Origin of the sequence: Lysinibacillus piscis (assembly GCF_026012395.1) — a bacterium.
Taxonomy (GTDB): Bacteria; Bacillota; Bacilli; order Bacillales_A; family Planococcaceae; genus Lysinibacillus; species Lysinibacillus piscis.
Genome location: NZ_BRZA01000002.1, coordinates 289,611 through 304,239 on the forward strand (window position 1 = coordinate 289,611; position 14,629 = coordinate 304,239).

Here is a 14,629-nt window from a genome sequence, read left to right on the forward strand (position 1 = left end):
ATGAAAGTCCATAACGTCGAAATGGTCATTAGTGCTGTAAGACCTGACCAATATCCAGAAGATGGACTACCTGAATTTGCCTTAGCTGGTCGTTCAAATGTAGGGAAATCCTCATTCATTAATCGAATGATTGGTCGTAAAGCATTAGCCCGCATTTCATCCAAACCTGGGAAAACGCAAACCCTTAATTTTTATAAAATTGAGGAGCAATTATTTTTTGTGGATGTACCTGGATATGGTTATGCAAAGGTATCTAAAAAAGAGCGCGAAGCATGGGGAAAAATGATTGAGCGTTATTTTACAGGACGTCAAGAATTGAAGGCGGTTGTCCAAATTATCGACTTACGTCATCCGCCAACAGCTGATGATTGTATGATGTATAACTTTTTAAAGCATTATAATATTCCATGTATTGTTATTGCAACAAAGGCGGATAAAATTCCAAAAGGAAAATGGGATAAGCATAAAAAGGTTGTGAAAGAAACGTTAGACATGGAGAAAAGCGATACATTACTGGTCTTTTCTTCAGAAACAGGTTTAGGTTTTGAGGAAGCATGGAGCACGATTGAAAGCTATATGTAATAAGAAGGTCTGTTCAGAAAGTGGTATCTTTCAGAGCAGGCCTTTTCAATTTTTGCCGAAATTAACTGCAAATTTGCTGTCATATAGCCGATAAAGATAAGTAGGAGGTGGATGGAATGGATATTGCAGCATTATCGATGGCAATGAATCAAGCAACGCTCATGCAAAATGTATCGCTAGCTGTTGCGAAACAAGCAATGGAAGTGCAACAGCAAAATACAGCGCAATTGGTCGAAATGCTTGATGCACCACACCCAACAGCAGGGCAGACAATTGATATTCAAGTATGATGTGGGAAAGGGCTGTTACATTAGCTTGTCAAACAGCCTTTTCTATCAACAAAGATAAAAAGAAGACTTTCTTTCTAACTAGCATGATAGTAATTCATTGCGAGAAAAATGGAACTTTTTCAATGAGAAAAACGACTAATAATACGATATACTGGTAAGAATGAAGGAGGTAAGTGGATTGAAAAAAATAACATACATAGTAACATTGCTGGTAGTTGCGATGTTAAGTCTATCATTTGTAGAAAAAGCGAGTGCTGCAACGCTAGTAACCGGTACTTTTGTGGATGTAACATTTTCAGAATCAGCAACAGGTGAGAAAAAATTAACGAAAATTACATTGCAAAATGATAGTGGTCGCACAAACACATATGATATTAATAACAATGCTCGTTTGTATATTAATAATACAGTAACGACAATTGAAGGCTTTAAAAAAGGGATGAAGGTTGAGGCGAGTATCTCACTTCGTAGTGTAGTTGAGCTACATGGAACTTCTAGTAGTGTTACTGAGCCAGAACTTGAAAAGGGTGAGACGCCTTCAGCACAAAATAAAATGCTAGCAGGTGTTGTGACAAGCATTGATCCAAATGGTTTGTTTATCACATTTAAACCAGATACAGGTGTAGAAACTACTTATTACGTAAATAAAGATACAAGCTATCAAAAAAGTTCTTCTGCTGTGGACATTAGTGCGCTATATGTGGGGGATCGTGTCAAACTAACACTAAAAAATCACGGTACATCGATTGTGGCAAAGGTAGTGATTAGTGAAGCGGGGACATTAGTAGAAAATTTGTATAAAGGTGAAATTCAAACTGTCAATAGTAGTGCCAATAAATTAACAGTCAAAAATCAACATGCCTTTACGAATTGGCAATTTGGCTCTAAAGAAACAGCTGCACTATCTACAATGGAATTCACATCAAAAGTACCTGTCTATGTAGGAAATACAAAGGTAGACAAAGGACAGTTGAAGAATTACGTCGGTAGTGAAGCCTACTATGCAACAGTAAAGCAATTTGGTAAAGAGATTATTGAAAAAATTGTTGTTTTGAAAAACAATGAGCGTACTTATTATGAGCCAATGCTATCTGTTGACGCGAATTATCAATTGATTAAGCTGAAATCAGCAGGTACATTATACTTCCACGATGGGACAATTTTAATTCGCAATGGGCGTTTAATTGAACCAACAGGATTGTTAGCCTATGGTACAGCTTTCGTTATTTCCGATGGGGCAGCACGCGATAATTATGCACAAGTTGTACAAGTGACAAGTGATAGCTTTATGTCGCCAAACTTAGCACACCATGAATTATACTATGGTCGTCTATCACAAGCGGATGGCTATTTACTAAAAATTGATGATGCGATGAAAATTGAATCCAATGTGTTCAAAAAAGTAGAAGAAACGGTATTGTCAGTAAGTAACTCAACGAAGGCAAAGGTGGATGATGGAAAGAAAACATTCAATGTTATGCCAGATATTGAGCTGCATTTATTTGAAGGCGATTATGGCTACTTTTATGTGAAGGATGGTCATGTCCAAGCACTGCATATTTTAGATAATGCGAAACCAGTTGCACCATTAATGCTAGCTGGAAAGGTACAAGCCATTAAAGCAACATATCCAGCAGGCATGACTGTACAAAGTGTTAGTCAATGGAAAGATGGCCGTTGGTATGAGGCGGCTGAAATGGTCGATATGAATATAGACCAAGCTACGTTGCTGAAAGCGGGCAAAGTCATTCAGCCATCTGATGTTCAACCATCAGACCGTTTGATTGTACTATCAGATCGTTTTGTGAAAGCACATGTTATACTTGTAGATTAAAGCATAGAGGAAATCTGCCAGTCTCTTTGTCACTTTGTATGTCACAAAGAGACGAGCAGATTTTTGATTACACGATAGAGGAGGACTATTAGCGAATGCCAAAATATTTGTTGAAAATCATGGTTGCTGCGTTGGCTATCATCTTAGTAGGAACGACATGTCAGCCGACTACATTAGCGGCTTCATTAGAAACGTCAGGTGCTGTAAAAAATGAATATACATATGAAGAAGCTGTTTTTGTTACAGGGACACCGATTGTCTTTAAAGGGACAAGTAAAGATATTAAAATTACACAAAAAGAATCAAAAGGTAAGCTAACAGAAACCTATAATTTAAAACTAGTCGCAAGCAATGGCGCTACATTGGCAAGAACGGTAGCATATGAATCAGATGTAGTTGATCATGCAACAATTGGTCAAAAAACATCAAATGGTACTGTGCAAAAATACACAGAGAAAATTACAGTAGGGAAAGTAACGTATAATTTAGTCGATTATCAATTTTCACAAGGTACTGTAACGGACAACCGAGCTGCTTCTGATTATTATTCTGGTAATGTGATTTCTAGAAAAACGTACACATATCAAACAGGCACGGGTAGAAATGTAGTCCAAAATACAGTAACGATTGATACAGATAGCCGTCATGCTGGATATGAAAATTTCTGGGGAGCGACGGAGACACAAATTACAGATGCGGTGTACACATATAGCGATGGTAAGACAAGCCATGTGAAAAACCGTTTATCAACAAGTAAATCACGTGTACTAAACTATGAAAATAATTTAGGTAGCTTAGGCAGCTTTGATGGTGGCTATGCAGTTGTTAGTGAGAAGGATGTCATTTCTGAATACACGTATACGCTATCCTCAGGTCAAAAAGGGAACTTAGATTTACACACGTCTTACATGCCAACAATTGAGCGCTTGATTATTCCAAAGTTTCGTGATGTATCGAGCTCTACAGCCAAGCAAGCTATTGAAAAGCTCTATTCATTAGGTATTTATGATGATGCAAGTAACTTCTTTTCACCAAATACACCGATGAAGCGTATTGACTTTACCATTGCTATCGGAAAAGCTGTAGATTTGCGTGTAATGGAAGAGAAGAAATCGAAAAAAGCAGTGACAACAAGTGTTTTCAAAGATGTGAAGCGCACTGTGAAAGATTACGGCTATCTTGAATCTGCTTTCAATAAAGGCATTATTAAAGGCAAAACGGCAGATTACTTTGCGCCAGACGATTCAATTACACGTGCACAAGCAGCAACTATTTTTGTTCGTGCATTAGGGCTTGACCATAAAGCACCAGACCCAGGCTATGCAACAGCATTTGCAGATGACGATCAAATACCAAATCATGCGAGAGATGGTATTTATGTTGCAAGTGAATTGGGATTAATGAATGGGGATAGTGCCACAGGTCGCTTCAATCCAAACCAGCCATTAACAAGAGCACAAGCTTCCTTAGTGCTTGAGCGTTTCTTAAAATATTTAGAGAATGATTTAAAACAAAATTATCGCGATGATATTTTATTCTTAAACTAGTATGGAACGATTATTTGAAACTTCGAAAGGGTTGAATGCCATGAAATATGCACAAAAAGCATTAATATCCTTCCTTTGCTTTGTTCTACTTCTTGCGACAGCAACACCTGTTATAACAAGGGCTGCAACGAAAATGGATGATGTGCCAGCGACGGATAGTAAATATCAAGCGATTGTTTGGGCAGTAGATAATGATTATTTGCCGATGAAAAATACGAATAACTTTGCACCAGATGCACAAATAACAGAGCAAGAGTTAGTGGTGATGCTGGCAAAAATGGATCGCAATTATGCATTAACATATAATGCAGATGTTATTTATAATTTCTATAGCGATTTTTATTTACCATTAGATGGCTTGCGTACAACAGCAAACCGCTCAAAGACGATTACACGTGGACAATTTGCACGTATTTATGCAGCTTTGAAAGGGTTAGATTTAGATGAACCACAAGCTGTTCAATATTTGTATACAAATGATATTTCAACAGGTAATACAGGTAAAAAAACATATGCTGATTTTACTCCATCTACAAAACTAACACGTGGAGATGCGGCAGTCTTTTTCTATCGTAGTGCCAAAAGTGGTGCATTGGCAGGAAAAGGTTTAAAAAGTGCAGCAACAGGTCGTGATAATGATAAAGTAACGTTACCAGCAGGATTTATGGGCTCAAGCAATGCTGATTTTGAAGAGCCTAAAAATAATACAGGCGATTTCACAGGGCCAAAGTATGTCAATAATGCACTACAAAGCATTGAGGTTGAAAAGCCAAACTTGATTGCTAATGGCAAGGATTCTACTGTAGTGACTGTTTCACTAAAAGCATGTAATGGTGATCCGATTGCAGATGATAAATCCTATACATTCCGTGTTACGTCATTAAATGGGGCACAAATTGTAGACACATCTGGTGAATCTGTGCGTACTGTACAATCTGATGGGGCGACAGTATCAGCCATTGTGATTGCCCCTGTGTTAACAAAATCCGTGCATGATACAATTTCATTTGAGTTAGTAAATAATACAGAGCCTGCCCTCAATTGTTTAGTGGGTGAAAAATTAAACGCTCAAGTGAACTACACACCAAAGGCAGAAATGCGTATTAACTATGAAATCTATGACCCAACGAATACAGGTGGTGATAATGGCAATACCACACCACCATATGTGCCATATGAAAAATTGCCAGAATTCTTCACAGAAAATGTAATTGATGTTTATAGCCCAGTTCCATTATCTAATGATGCTGAAAAAAAGCTCTTCCATATTGGGCAACAAACGAATGTGACAGACGCACTCGGCAATGTGGTGAACAAATATTTAGAGTATGGTGGTGCAGATACACAATATCCTGCGATGGGTTATGAAAATGCTGTATTGCAATTTGAAACATATGATATTTCTGTTTATTTATTTGAGCAGCTGTTAAAGCATCGTTTGAATAACTCTGTAACAACACCTGCCAAAACAGAGATTATGTATATGATTTCAGAAGATGGTCGTCCGATTTATCGTGTCCAAGGGATTGATGATGCCATTGCTTCACAGGTAGAAAATATCAATCCAGTAGGGGCCATTATTCAATTAATGACACATATGCCAGAAGAAAAGCAACTGACATTAGAGCATTATGATAGTGTCATGAAAATCTATAAAATTTTAACGAATTTAAGTAATTACGATCGTACCGTGTTATTAAAATACCAAGGTGGTAAGCTATTAGGGCAAGTAGAGGCTTATAAAAAACGAGTGGATGCATTAAAAGAAAGTGCGGACGCGGCTTCAAGACCAACTGGCAAAGATCGCTACACAAAAGTGATGATTACGCTTGTAGCACCAGGTCAAGAAGACCCGATTACGGATTATCAAGGAACAGTGAAAATTAAATTTGATGGTGTTGAAAAAACAGCATCCTTTGTCACAAATACATCTGATTATCTTGATAAAACAGGTGGTCCAGGTACAGCCGTTGCTTATTTTGATACAATCATTTATGGTAAATCAAAGGTTGAAGCAACATTAGTCAATAAAATTGACCCACGCTATGAAAAAATATTGAGTGAGTTAAAAGATAAGACAATTACACAAGAAATGTTCGCAAACCCATACTTCAGTAAAAATTCTTGTTCCTTGGATACGGAAGTTGCCTATGTAGTGGATTACTCATCCTCTATGAAAGAGTTGGATAAAGAAAACTTCCGTGGTAAAAAGACGATAGAATTAATCAAACAGTTACAAGCAAAAAATAATATTGTGGTGGAAACAAATACACATGCTACTTTACTTGCAGAGGGTAGTACAGATAATGTCTTGAAAAAAGATTTGTATAAAGCATCAAAAGAAAAAGGAGCAACAGATATTTTGGCCGGGATTGAACTAGCCTTGACGAAGTTCTCTAATGATTCAAAAACAGCTAAATCCATCGTTGTGATTTCGGATGGCAAGACAAGTAAATCCAAGCTGACGAAAGTAATCAGTGATGCTAAAAAGCAAGGCATTAAAATTTATACTGTAAGCATGGGCAAAAAAGCAAAAATCAATGATGCTATTTTAATGCAGTTAGCAACAGAAACAGGTGGCACATACTACCATGCACTGGATAATTTACAACTGCATCAAACATTCCAAAAAATGATTGACGTTATTTTATGTAAAACATCTGCATCAAGTTGCTTAAACCCAGAAGATTTATTTGAAGAAGCATCAGTGACTTTACGCAAAGGGTATATCACGATGAATGCAAGAGTGGATGGCAATTGTCCAAACGTTGAAAAAGTCAATGTACGTTTCCCATCTATTAGTGGTGATGTGCAATTTGAACTGAAAAAACGTAGTGATAGTGTCTACATGCTGACAAAGCAAGTACAGGTGATGCAAGAATTCAAAGTGAATAATGATATTGAATTTATTGCATATGATAGTACAGGTAAAGTAATTGCTGTAAAGAAAACGACATTAGCAAACTAATTGAACAAAACTGCCTCTCTTTTCTCAAGGGAGGCAGTTTTTGTATTTGAAAGCATCCGTATAATTTGTTACACTTAGTTTATAATAATTCTAATTTAGAAGGTGAGCTAATTATGCTCCAACATAATTACGCTTAGATTTTTCTCTTAATTCGTATGAGAAATGGACATTCATTGAATGGTGTAACAACTGTCATTTACATGAATACAGACTTTATTGTTAGAGCAAGATAAAGATCTTCATGACATGTTCACAAATTATCGCTGAACTATTGTCGAACTATGTTATAATAAAAAATGTGAATTCGAACGTGTGAGGTGTTATTCATGCATACGATTGTAGTAGGCTTGAATTATAGAACAGCGCCAGTTGAAATTCGTGAAAAGCTGTCATTTGTCGAACAGGAGCTACCACGAGCAATGGAGGCGCTACAACAGCAGAAAAGTATTTTAGAAAACGTCATTGTCTCTACTTGTAACCGCACAGAAATCTATGCGGTAGTCGATCAGTTGCATACAGGACGTCATTTTGTGAAGCAATTTTTAGCTAATTGGTTCAAACTTCCTGTGGAGACATTTTCTTCGTATTTAACGATTCGTGAAGAAGATGAGGCGATTGAACATCTATTTAAAGTGACGGCAGGCATTGATTCTATGGTGCTTGGTGAGACACAAATTTTAGGGCAAGTGAAGAAAAGCTTTTTAAATGGACAAGAGATTGGTACAACTGGCACGATATGCAATCAGTTATTTAAACAAGCGATTACATTTGCTAAACGTGCGCATAATGAAACGGCGATTGGCGAAAATGCGGTATCGGTTTCTTATGCAGCCGTAGAATTAGCAAAAAAAATATTTGGCTCATTACAGCGCAAGCATATTGCTATTTTAGGTGCTGGTAAAATGGGTGAATTAGCGATGGAAAACTTGTATGGTAATGGCGTAGGGAAAGTGACAGTCATTAACCGTACGTTTGAAAAGGCAGAAAGTCTCGCTGCCAGGTTCCATGGTGAAGCGAAGTCGATGAAGGAATTACAATGTTCATTATTAGAAGCGGATATTTTAATTACATCGACAGGTGCAACGAGCTATGTCATTGACTATGAATTAATGCAATTTGTTGAACGTTTACGCAAAGGCAAGCCATTATTTATGGTTGATATTGCCGTTCCACGTGATATTGATCCACAGGTAGGAGATTTAGATAATATCTTCCTCTATGATATTGATGACTTACAAGGAATTGTCGAAGCGAATTTAGCGGAGCGTGAACGAGCAGCAGCACGTATTATGGAAATGATTAGCAATGAAGTGCTGCAATTTAAAGAATGGGTGACTACACTTGGTGTTGTTCCAGTAATAGCAGCTTTGCGTCAAAAAGCAAACCAAATCCAAGTAGAGACAATGTTGAGCATTGAAAATAAAATGCCTGATTTAACAGAACGTGAGCGGAAAATTTTAAGTAAGCATACGAAGTCGATTATTAATCAATTGTTAAAAGAACCTATTTTACAGGCGAAAGAGCTAGCCAATTCACCAAAGGCACATGAGCAATTGCAATTATTCCAACAAATCTTTGGTATTGAAGAAGCAGTGGACGTTGAAATTGAAATGAATCAAATGTCGAAGCAACAAGAACGCTCACAAGTAACAACTGAGCCTAAATACTCCTTCTAACTAAAGTGGTGTTTTGGCAGTAGTGAGCATCTATTGTTCAATAGATGTATGCATAAATTGTGACAAATCCAATTTGGACTGTGGCAAATCTTTAGTAACTAACAAATGTTTTTATGCGGCGTTTTCGTATCTGTATGGTAAACTTAGATACGAAAGCGTCTTTTGTTTATTTTGGTTCAGTAAATGCTTTCTTATATCTGACACTTTTAGGCTAACTTCCTTCGAGCGAGCTTGAAAAAATGTAGACGCAATTATGCTAGGGCGTAATTGACGTAGTGGTGAGCATAGATTTGGAAGAGGCAACTTTATATAAAAAGAAGGGATGTTCTATGGCTGATTTGACCATGACAAGGCTCTATGAGGTTATGATCGTCTTGTACGCGATCAGTCTAGTGCTTTATTTTACAGATTACTTTTATAAACAACTACAAGCAAGGCGTATTGCTTTTTGGTTCGTCTCCTTTGTTTGGATTATTCAAAGTGCAGCGATTATATTAACGATGATAGAAACAAAGCGTTTTCCTATTTTGTCTTTATCAGAAGGTATCCTTTTCTATTCGTGGTTACTTGTCACATTATCCATCTTTTTGCATTGTATTGCACGTGTAGATTTACCTGTATTCGTCATTAATATACTTGGTTTTTTATTCGCTAGTGTTTTTACGTTTATGCCAAAGCGACCAACAGGCGTTGTCAGTGATACACTCATGTCTGAAATGTTAGCGATACACATATCCTTCGCTATTTTATCTTATGCCGCATTTACACTCACGTTTGTTTTTGCGATTTTATATTTAGTTTTGTATCGTTTATTGAAGAAAAAAAAGTGGACCAATATATGGACAAGATTACCTTCTCTACAGCAAACGTCTAGTTGGATGAATATATCCTTTTTTATTGGCATTCCTCTGCTATTTGTCAGTTTATTGTTAGGTTTTGAGTGGGCTGCTGTGACCATCGCTTCTTTTTCGCTTTTAGATGCAAAAATTATAGGCTCTTTTATTATTTTAATGGTCTATTGCTATATTTTATATGTTCATCGTAAAAATAAGCTAACAGGGGTAAAATATGCTTGGCTACATATTTATGCTTATTTATTAGTTGTTGTCAATTTCTTTTTGGGAAGTGGCTTATCACAATTCCATTTATGGTATTAACGGAAAGGTTGGAGACGATTGAGAAAAATTATTGTCGGTTCTAGAAGAAGTAAACTTGCATTAACACAAACAAATTGGTTTATTAATGAATTAAAGGCAACTGGCGCGCCATTTGATTTCGAAGTAAAAGAAATTGTGACAAAAGGCGATCAAATTTTAGATGTACAGCTATCAAAAGTCGGTGGGAAAGGGCTATTTGTGAAGGAAATCGAACAGGCATTGTATGACAAAGAAATCGATTTTGCTGTTCATTCAATGAAGGATATGCCAGCGATTTTACCTGAAGGCTTAGTTATTGGCTGTATACCACCGCGTGAGGATGCACGTGATGCTTTTATTTCAAAAGGGCATGTGAAATTTGCTGACTTGCCTAAAGGAGCCATTGTTGGTACAAGTTCACTTCGTCGTAGTGCACAATTATTAACAATGCGTCCAGATATCGAGATTAAATGGATTCGTGGTAATGTTGATACACGATTGGCAAAACTAGAAACAGAAGAATATGATGCGATTATTTTAGCAGCAGCAGGTTTAAAACGCCTTGGCTGGAGCGAGGATGTCGTGACAGAATTTTTACCTGTCGAAGCATGTTTACCAGCCGTTGCACAAGGCTCACTAGGGATTGAATGTCGTGCAGATGACACAGAATTATTAGCGGCACTAGGGAAATTAACGGACGATGCAACATGGCAAGAAGCACATGCAGAGCGTGCCTTTTTAGCTGCAATGGACGGTGGCTGTCAAGTGCCGATTGCTGGTTATGCTAAAGTAAGTGGCACAGAAATCACGCTAACAGGACTTGTAGCTGCACCAGATGCTTCTGTTATTTACAAAGAAACAATGGTTGGCACGGATGCAGAACATTTAGGAAAAGTGTTAGCAGCAAAGCTAACGGAGCAGGGAGCCTTTGATTTAATCCAACAAGTAAAGGCTGAGCAAAATGCCGAATAACCTGCCTTTACAGGGTAAAACCATTATTTTAACAGGAACATCTAAAACAACTACGATTATAGATGATATTACAGCCTTAGGTGGTCAGACAATTGTCGCACCATTGATTGAAACACAAGAGCTGGTTGTACAGACTGATGAGGTGCAAATGGCATGGGCCCGTCAGTTTGATTGGCTTATCTTCACTAGCCAAAATGCTGTAGAGGCACTAGCGCATAAAATGCAACGTTTTCAATTAACACCTGTCCAATTCCAAAGTAAAGTTGCCGCAGTAGGGACAAAAACAATGCTTGCTTTGGAGCAATTAGGCTTTCATGTGAGTTTTATTCCTTCTGTGTTTAGTGCAGATGTATTTGTGGAGGAGTTTCCGAAAGTGGCAGGTGAACAGCCAAGCTGCTTGTTTATTCGTGGAGAAAAAGCAAAGGCAACACTGAAAGAAAAATTACCATTTGCAGTGAAAGAATGGACTGTTTATGAAACGATTGAGCGTCATGATCAACAGCAAGTAATAATAGATTGTATTCGTAAAGAGCGTGATGTGACAGTTATATTTGCGAGCCCTTCTGCGGTGGATGTTTATGTAATGGATATTGCACCAGTAATTGGCTGGGAAAAAGCAAAGATAGCAGCGATTGGACATATTACCAAACAGGCTATTGTGAACCATGGCGTGACCGTAGATATTATGCCGAGTATTTATACAATGCAGGCTGTAATTGAAGAAATAGTAAAAGCGGAGGCAAGAACATGACAAACTTACAATTCCAAAGACACCGACGTCTACGTGCAAATGCAACGATTCGTGCGATGGTTAAAGAAACATACTTACACAAGGAAGATTTAATTTATCCGCTTTTCGTGATAGAAGGGGAAAATATTAAAAATGAAGTATCATCAATGCCAGGTGTTTTCCAATTTTCATTGGACAACCTAGTGGCAGAGATTGATGATATTGTGGCTTTAGGGATTCCTTCTGTTATTTTGTTTGGTTTGCCAGCAGAGAAGGATGCAGTTGGTACTGGCGCATTCCATGATCACGGTATTGTACAAGAGGCAACACGTCTCATTAAAGCACGTCACCCAGAGCTATTAGTGATTGCTGATACATGCTTATGTGAATTTACAGACCATGGCCATTGTGGCTTAATTGATGGCGAGCAAATTTTAAATGATGCTTCTTTAGAGGTGTTAGCACGTACAGCCGTATCACAGGTAAAAGCTGGGGCAGATATTATAGCACCGTCGAATATGATGGATGGCTTTGTTGCGGCGATTCGTGCTGGCTTAGATGAAGCGGGCTATGAGCATATACCAATTATGTCTTATGCCATTAAATATGCATCAAGCTATTATGGGCCTTTCCGTGATGCAGCAGATGGCGCACCGCAGTTTGGTGACCGTAAAACATATCAAATGGACCCAGCGAATCGTTTAGAAGCTTTCCGTGAAGCGGAGTCTGATATTGCGGAGGGGGCGGATTTCTTAATCGTCAAGCCTGCGCTTAGCTATTTAGATATTATTCGTGATGTCAAAAATAATTATCCGTTACCAATTGTGGCATACAACGTTTCAGGTGAATATGCCATGATTAAAGCCGCAGCAATCAACGGCTGGATTGAAGAGAAAAAAATGGTGCTTGAAACATTATTAGGCATGAAGCGTGCAGGCGCAGATTTAATTATTACGTATCATGCAAAAGATGTTGCACAATGGTTGGAGGAGAAATAAAATGGCACGTTCATATGAGAAATCAAAGCAGGCGTATGCAGAAGCTGTCACATTAATGCCAGGTGGCGTAAGTAGTCCTGTTCGAGCATTCAAATCAGTTAATATGGACCCGATTTTTATGGAATCAGGTCAAGGGGCAATTATTACGGATATTGATGGTAATGATTATATTGATTATGTATTATCATGGGGACCGCTTATTTTAGGACATTGTCATCCAGAGGTTGTAAAAGCTATTGCAGAGACAGCTGCAAAGGGTTCTTCCTTCGGTGCACCAAGCTATACAGAAAATCAACTAGCCAAATTAGTGCTAGAGCGTTTGCCTGGTATGGAAATGATTCGCTTTGTATCATCTGGCACAGAGGCAACAATGTCTGCTTTACGTGTGGCGCGTGGTGTGACAGGACGCGATAAAATTTTAAAATTTGAAGGCTCTTATCATGGACATGGTGATTCATTATTGATTAAAGCAGGATCAGGTGTAGCAACATTAGGTTTACCTGATAGTCCTGGTGTTCCAGCAGATGTGGCACGTAATACATTGACAGTAGCTTATAACGATTTAGAGGGCGCAAAAGTAGTCTTTGAAAAATTCGGTACGGAGCTTGCGGCTGTTATTGTGGAGCCTGTTGCAGGGAATATGGGTGTCGTTCCACCACAGCCAGGCTTCCTACAAGGCTTACGTGATTTAACAACACAGCACGGAGCCTTATTGATTTTTGATGAGGTGATGACTGGCTTCCGTGTAGACTATGGCTGTGCACAAGGTTATTTCGATGTGACACCAGATATGACAACGCTCGGTAAAGTCATTGGTGGCGGACTTCCTGTGGGAGCTTATGCAGGTAGAAAGGACATCATGGAGCAAGTTGCGCCAGCAGGTCCTATTTATCAAGCAGGTACATTGTCAGGTAATCCATTGGCAATGACAGCAGGCTATGAAACACTGTCTCGTCTTGATCAAGCGTCTTATGAGTATTTCATTCAATTAGGTGATCAATTAGAGACAGGCTTTAGAGAGGCAGCGACGAAATACAATATTCCTCATACGGTAAATCGTGCAGGTTCGATGATTGGCTTCTTCTTCACAAACGAGGATGTAGTGGACTTCGCATCAGCAAAAACATCTGATTTACAATTATTTGCGGAATACTTCAAACTGATGGCTGAGGAAGGCATTTTCCTACCACCATCACAATTTGAAGGCTTGTTTATTTCAACAGCCCATACAGAGAAGCATATCGCCAAAACGGTGGAGGCTTTCCATAAAGTATTTGCGAAGTTGGCGAAATAAAATAAAAAGGATGGCGTGAATTTTACTATTCATTGCCATCTTTTTAATTAGGTGATATTGATGCGATTTAGTCAATTAAAAAAGCAGTTTGAGCAAAGGCTAGCAAATTCGCTTAAAGGGAAAGTCAAGCTTTATGCCACGGTGTATCGTAAGGCGCATGATGCACCGAGTAAAGTTTGGCTTATGTATGAAAAAGAGGAAATTTTGAGAGCTGATGATTTAGCATTTCAAGTGCAGTTCAATCGGCAATATGAGCAGGACACGAAGGATATGCCCAAAATTCCATATAACGAAGATTGGAGAGTAATGTTTGCTTCACCAGAGCGAGTACAACGAGTCGAAGTATATGAGACAATTGAGCAACAAAAGATGGCAGCAGGTTTTTATGAAAGTTGGACAGTATATGATGCACTACTGACGTATATGAACCTGTCGATTGAAGAAGCATTCATGTCAACGAATCCATTGATTCAAGCATTTTCGATGATTGATTATCGATTGGGGAAACGACGATTAATAAAGGTGCAGGCAAAGCATCCACTTGTACAAAAATTTCACCGAATTCGCTGTCAGGCAGAAGGGTTAATATAGCAAAAAACAGA

At 38.3% G+C, this 14,629-nt stretch carries 12 protein-coding genes; all 12 read left to right on the plus strand.

All coding sequences use genetic code 11. The features are described 5' to 3' along the window. The 12 genes from yihA (at window position 1) to OPF91_RS07780 (ending at window position 14,618) form a co-directional block, all read left to right on the plus strand. The gene (yihA, locus tag OPF91_RS07725) at window positions 1-582 is read left to right on the plus strand and encodes a ribosome biogenesis GTP-binding protein YihA/YsxC (protein WP_264988164.1); all 582 of its coding nucleotides are present in this window, start codon (window positions 1-3) and stop codon (window positions 580-582) included. A gap of 116 nt (window positions 583-698) precedes the next feature. Next, entirely contained in the window at window positions 699-872 is a 174-nt protein-coding gene (locus OPF91_RS07730) for a YjfB family protein (protein ID WP_264988165.1), read from the plus strand. Between the two features lie 178 nt (window positions 873-1,050). Further along, window positions 1,051-2,706, plus strand: a complete 1,656-nt coding sequence (locus OPF91_RS07735) for a hypothetical protein (protein WP_264988166.1) — start codon at window positions 1,051-1,053, stop codon at window positions 2,704-2,706. Window positions 2,707-2,801: 95 nt separating this feature from the next. Beyond that, a complete protein-coding gene (locus OPF91_RS07740) occupies window positions 2,802-4,253 on the plus strand; it encodes an S-layer homology domain-containing protein (RefSeq protein ID WP_264988167.1) in 1,452 nt (483 codons plus the stop codon). A gap of 40 nt (window positions 4,254-4,293) precedes the next feature. After that, on the plus strand, window positions 4,294-7,221 hold the full coding sequence (locus OPF91_RS07745; RefSeq protein ID WP_264988168.1) for a VWA domain-containing protein: 2,928 nt from the start codon (window positions 4,294-4,296) through the stop codon (window positions 7,219-7,221). 326 nt (window positions 7,222-7,547) lie between these two features. Then, window positions 7,548-8,897 carry a glutamyl-tRNA reductase gene (gene hemA, locus OPF91_RS07750; protein ID WP_264988169.1) on the plus strand — a complete coding sequence of 450 codons (1,350 nt, stop codon included), beginning with the start codon at window positions 7,548-7,550 and terminating at the stop codon, window positions 8,895-8,897. A 329-nt stretch (window positions 8,898-9,226) separates the two neighbouring features. Next, window positions 9,227-10,054 carry a cytochrome C assembly family protein gene (locus OPF91_RS07755; RefSeq protein WP_264988170.1) on the plus strand — a complete coding sequence of 276 codons (828 nt, stop codon included), beginning with the start codon at window positions 9,227-9,229 and terminating at the stop codon, window positions 10,052-10,054. Between the two features lie 18 nt (window positions 10,055-10,072). Further along, window positions 10,073-11,005 (plus strand): hydroxymethylbilane synthase, encoded by a 933-nt coding sequence (hemC, locus tag OPF91_RS07760; protein WP_264988171.1) that lies wholly within the window; start codon window positions 10,073-10,075, stop codon window positions 11,003-11,005. Further along, the gene (locus OPF91_RS07765) at window positions 10,995-11,756 is read left to right on the plus strand and encodes a uroporphyrinogen-III synthase (protein ID WP_264988172.1); all 762 of its coding nucleotides are present in this window, start codon (window positions 10,995-10,997) and stop codon (window positions 11,754-11,756) included. The genes hemC and OPF91_RS07765 overlap by 11 nt, the downstream gene beginning before the upstream one ends. Continuing rightward, window positions 11,753-12,733, plus strand: coding sequence for a porphobilinogen synthase (hemB, locus tag OPF91_RS07770; protein ID WP_264988173.1), 981 nt, complete (start codon window positions 11,753-11,755; stop codon window positions 12,731-12,733). Before OPF91_RS07765 ends, hemB begins: the two co-directional genes overlap by 4 nt. Window position 12,734: 1 nt before the next feature. Beyond that, a complete protein-coding gene (gene hemL, locus OPF91_RS07775) occupies window positions 12,735-14,027 on the plus strand; it encodes a glutamate-1-semialdehyde 2,1-aminomutase (protein WP_264988174.1) in 1,293 nt (430 codons plus the stop codon). 60 nt (window positions 14,028-14,087) lie between these two features. Then, complete coding sequence (locus tag OPF91_RS07780) at window positions 14,088-14,618, plus strand: SF0329 family protein (protein WP_264988175.1); 531 nt, start codon at window positions 14,088-14,090, stop codon at window positions 14,616-14,618. Window positions 14,619-14,629 lie beyond the last annotated feature (11 nt).

What these genes read in the sequence shown, in the direction of transcription:
- yihA (WP_264988164.1), top strand. Translation starts at nt 1, where the DNA reads ATGAAAGTCCATAACGTCGAAATGGTCATTAGTGCTGTAAGACCTGAC.
- OPF91_RS07730 (WP_264988165.1), top strand. Translation starts at nt 699, where the DNA reads ATGGATATTGCAGCATTATCGATGGCAATGAATCAAGCAACGCTCATG.
- OPF91_RS07740 (WP_264988167.1), top strand. Translation starts at nt 2,802, where the DNA reads ATGCCAAAATATTTGTTGAAAATCATGGTTGCTGCGTTGGCTATCATC.
- OPF91_RS07745 (WP_264988168.1), top strand. Translation starts at nt 4,294, where the DNA reads ATGAAATATGCACAAAAAGCATTAATATCCTTCCTTTGCTTTGTTCTA.
- hemA (WP_264988169.1), top strand. Translation starts at nt 7,548, where the DNA reads ATGCATACGATTGTAGTAGGCTTGAATTATAGAACAGCGCCAGTTGAA.
- OPF91_RS07755 (WP_264988170.1), top strand. Translation starts at nt 9,227, where the DNA reads ATGGCTGATTTGACCATGACAAGGCTCTATGAGGTTATGATCGTCTTG.
- OPF91_RS07765 (WP_264988172.1), top strand. Translation starts at nt 10,995, where the DNA reads ATGCCGAATAACCTGCCTTTACAGGGTAAAACCATTATTTTAACAGGA.
- hemB (WP_264988173.1), top strand. Translation starts at nt 11,753, where the DNA reads ATGACAAACTTACAATTCCAAAGACACCGACGTCTACGTGCAAATGCA.
- hemL (WP_264988174.1), top strand. Translation starts at nt 12,735, where the DNA reads ATGGCACGTTCATATGAGAAATCAAAGCAGGCGTATGCAGAAGCTGTC.
- OPF91_RS07780 (WP_264988175.1), top strand. Translation starts at nt 14,088, where the DNA reads ATGCGATTTAGTCAATTAAAAAAGCAGTTTGAGCAAAGGCTAGCAAAT.